6 protein-coding genes are annotated in these 3,186 nt (G+C 47.1%); 3 read left to right on the top strand and 3 right to left on the bottom strand.

What is annotated here, in order from left to right; all coding sequences use genetic code 11:
- Window positions 1–2: 2 nt before the first annotated feature.
- The 3 genes from FEK66_RS25780 to FEK66_RS25020 all read right to left on the bottom strand — a co-directional run bounded on the left by FEK66_RS25780 (window position 3) and on the right by FEK66_RS25020 (window position 762).
- A complete protein-coding gene (locus tag FEK66_RS25780; protein ID WP_167854288.1) occupies window positions 3–155 on the bottom strand; it encodes a hypothetical protein in 153 nt (50 codons plus the stop codon).
- A gap of 81 nt (window positions 156–236) precedes the next feature.
- Complete coding sequence (locus tag FEK66_RS25025) at window positions 237–521, bottom strand: type II toxin-antitoxin system RelE/ParE family toxin (RefSeq protein WP_135495636.1); 285 nt, start codon at window positions 519–521, stop codon at window positions 237–239.
- Window positions 511–762 (bottom strand): plasmid stabilization protein, encoded by a 252-nt coding sequence (locus FEK66_RS25020; protein WP_135495637.1) that lies wholly within the window; start codon window positions 760–762, stop codon window positions 511–513. Before FEK66_RS25020 ends, FEK66_RS25025 begins: the two co-directional genes overlap by 11 nt.
- Before the next feature lie 577 nt (window positions 763–1,339).
- Here FEK66_RS25020 and FEK66_RS25015 point away from each other — a divergent pair.
- From FEK66_RS25015 to FEK66_RS25005, 3 genes are all read left to right on the top strand, one after another.
- Window positions 1,340–1,591 carry a type II toxin-antitoxin system Phd/YefM family antitoxin gene (locus FEK66_RS25015; RefSeq protein WP_135495638.1) on the top strand — a complete coding sequence of 84 codons (252 nt, stop codon included), beginning with the start codon at window positions 1,340–1,342 and terminating at the stop codon, window positions 1,589–1,591.
- Window positions 1,588–1,875, top strand: a complete 288-nt coding sequence (locus FEK66_RS25010) for a type II toxin-antitoxin system RelE/ParE family toxin (RefSeq protein ID WP_135495639.1) — start codon at window positions 1,588–1,590, stop codon at window positions 1,873–1,875. The genes FEK66_RS25015 and FEK66_RS25010 overlap by 4 nt, the downstream gene beginning before the upstream one ends.
- Window positions 1,876–2,847: 972 nt before the next feature.
- Window positions 2,848–3,093, top strand: coding sequence for a hypothetical protein (locus FEK66_RS25005; protein WP_171023584.1), 246 nt, complete (start codon window positions 2,848–2,850; stop codon window positions 3,091–3,093).
- Window positions 3,094–3,186: the final 93 nt, after the last annotated feature.

Here is a 3,186-nt window from a genome sequence, read left to right as displayed (position 1 = left end):
GTTTAAATTGACCAGAACAGTTGGTGGGGGGGAAGTGAAGCGTGGTCTTTCTGACTGGCAACCAGTGCCGCCATTGCCTGGGTGTATTCCAGCTTGATTGCGACATCCTCAAGATCATAGCGCAGTTCGAATGTGGTAGTCTTCGCATCAGCCATTACAGCCTCCTTATCAGGTTGTGGTGGTTAGCGGTCGGTCGGAGGGTCCAAGCTCCGGCAGGCCGCGTCAGTTAATTTAAATCATTGTCGGCTGTTCGCCTGGTCGTAAACGTCATCCCCGGAACGCTTCCCGACCGCAATCACAAGCAGCACAATCCGGTCGTCGCAAACCTCGTACACGAGCCGATAGCCCGATGATTTCAGTTTGATTTTGTAGCGGTTAGTTCTCCCGCTCAGACGCGACGCCGGAACGTGGGGATTTTCCAGCCGTTCAGCAAGCTTTTTCTTGAACTGCTCCCGGACTGGATGCCCCAGTTTCTTCCACTCTTTGAGCGCCCTGCGATCAAAGTCGAGTTTATAGGTCATCGAGAGACACGCTCACGACGTCCGGGTTTTTCATGCGTTCATCTGCAATAGCGTTTAGCTCGGCATCTTCCGCAAGCTCGCGATAATAGGCGTAAAGCTCCGGCGGTACGCAGTAGAACGCAGGTTCATTACGGTTCAGAATCGCAACCGCATTCCCTTCGCCCTCTGCCACGGTTCCCATAGGGTTACGCTTCAAATCGGTAATGCTTGCCGCGGTGCTGGTGAGAATCTGATACGTCATAAATTATCCACTCATCAATCAAATAAGATTAATTGTAACACCTTTAAAGACACCAATAAAAGCGCTCTATTGCGTAACGGGTAATAATACTTCTGGCTTGTTAGCGATGAACAAAATCAGCAGCACCGCGAACAGCGCCAGATATGCCAGCTTTCTCACGGACACATCACGGCGACCGATCCGCAGGTAATAGGGGTTGTAAGCGGGAAGCCGCCAAAATTTTGCGGGCTTGCCATACGGCTTATGACAACGTCAGTCCCACAATCATGGTGTCCAGATCGAGTTCTTTCCCTTCACTGATAAAGGTGTAATGGCCATTCAGAAAGATATGCTGCCAGGCTACGGGGGACATTCGTCGGAGAATCCGCAACCTCAGACACATAAATATAGTTTATGATTATCACTCTTCACTGACAGTATCTACCAGCGGGATGATTCCGGATCCGCTTTAATTCCTCCGCACGACGCTGGACATTCAGGTGATTCAGTCCGGTTGAAAATAGCGGCAAAAGACTTGTTAATAGGTCTTTTATGGCGTAGATTTAGAGACTGATTAAACAGTCTCTAAAGGTGGTCTATGCCCAACATCATTCTCAGTGACACTAGCGCCAGTGTCAGCGAACTCAAGAAAAACCCAATGGCCACTGTCAGCGCCGGTGATGGTTATCCGGTTGCTATTCTGAACCGCAACCAGCCTGCTTTTTACTGTGTTCCGGCAGATCTGTACGAAAAGATGCTTGATGCACTGGATGATCAGGAGCTTGTAAAGTTGGTAGCCGAGCGCAGTAATCAGCCCCTGAACGACGTGGATCTGGATAGCTATTTATGACTTATACGGTCAAATTCAGAGATGATGCGCTGAAAGAATGGAACAAACTTGACAAGGCAATTCAGCAACAATTTGCCAAGAAGCTAAAGAAGTGCATTGAAAATCCTCATATTCCTTCTGCAAAATTACGCGGGATAAAGGACTGCTACAAAATTAAACTACGGGCGTCTGGCTTTCGTCTGGTCTATCAGGTAATTGACGATCTATTAATTATTGCTGTTGTTGCTGTTGGGAAACGTGAACGTAGTGATGTTTATAAACTTGCCAGTGAACGAATGAGGTAAAAAATGAGCGATAGTAAAAAGTTAAATATCAGCTACTTTGAATTGAAATAAATTACAGAAAAGCGTCTTCTTAACCGACTAAATAATGAAAGAACAGGCAGAACAACCCTATGACTACGCAACGTTTCACACGCAGGGTCAAGCCATACTGGATATGTGGAACGAAATTGCGATAGTTGGGGAAGCGTCATCTGAGCAGATAGCCACTGGTTTCGTATATTTCAAAAATCTTCTCAAACCTTCCCGTTTGTAAAAGCCGCCTGAGCAGCCTTTTACTACTACCACTATATTGGTGGATAATCAATATACAGTTCCATCACGTTAATATTACCACTATATGTGGTATTCATCATATTCCTTCTCCGCTTCACTGGAAAACAGCATATTCGATAATATATCCGGCGACTGAATTCCGGAGAGCGTCATTTTTACAGCCGGACACGTAAAGCTTACGTAATAACAGGTGCTACAGTGACGGTGTCACATTTCTGATAACGGTATCACAGTACAGCGTTGCCTCACCCCTGCTGACGGACAGCGCCCAGCGGGATTAAGCCGCCACCGTTACAGCGACAGCACTGAAACCTGTATCCGGGTTCTGTCCGGTCCTTTACCTGTAGTGAATCGCATTTCAAATCCCCCCAAATCGCATTTGTCCCGTTTTCCTGCTCAGGTTAACTGCAAATGAAAATCGCTATCTGCTCGCATTAAGTGCAACCGTGCTCGCATTTATCTTCTCCTGCTTGCATTCCATTGCCCCTGAATCACATTAACTGTAAATCAAATGCATGAGCAACGTAGGCTCAGAACCCCATGTTGCCAGCACTACCAATAATGGTGCATATCCACCCTTGAACAGACAACAGAAAACCAGCGTTGTGAAATTGAAGCGGCTGGTTTGCCATCAGACCCCGGTGATTAATTGAAGAGCATGTCGGACAGGGTGCCTGGCTCAGCGGTGACGATGTAGATGTGGATATCGGCCAGTATGATCTGACAAATCGGGGATTCTCGGCGTGTGAGCAGTCAGCTACAACCAGTATGGAGAAATCCCTGCATGAGAACTGGATGAAATCGGCGTTTAACCATCTTTCAGAATGGGTGCGGCCGGAGCGTTGTATCCGCGAGAAACAGGTGTTCAATTATTATCAGGCGCTGATCCGTAAGATGGCTCAGAACCACGATGGTAAACTGTCGGGACGGGAGCGGCTTTGTTGAATAAATCGAACTTTTAGGAGATTGGCAGATCTGATCGATACGTTCGTTGCAACATCAGGCTCCCATGGCAAAACAAAAATTTAAAATCACCAA

It is taken from the genome of Escherichia sp. E1130 (genome assembly GCF_005781065.1).
GTDB lineage: Bacteria > Pseudomonadota > Gammaproteobacteria > Enterobacterales > Enterobacteriaceae > Escherichia.
Note: the sequence above shows the minus strand (reverse complement) of the source record. Positions and strands in the feature narration are given on the sequence as shown.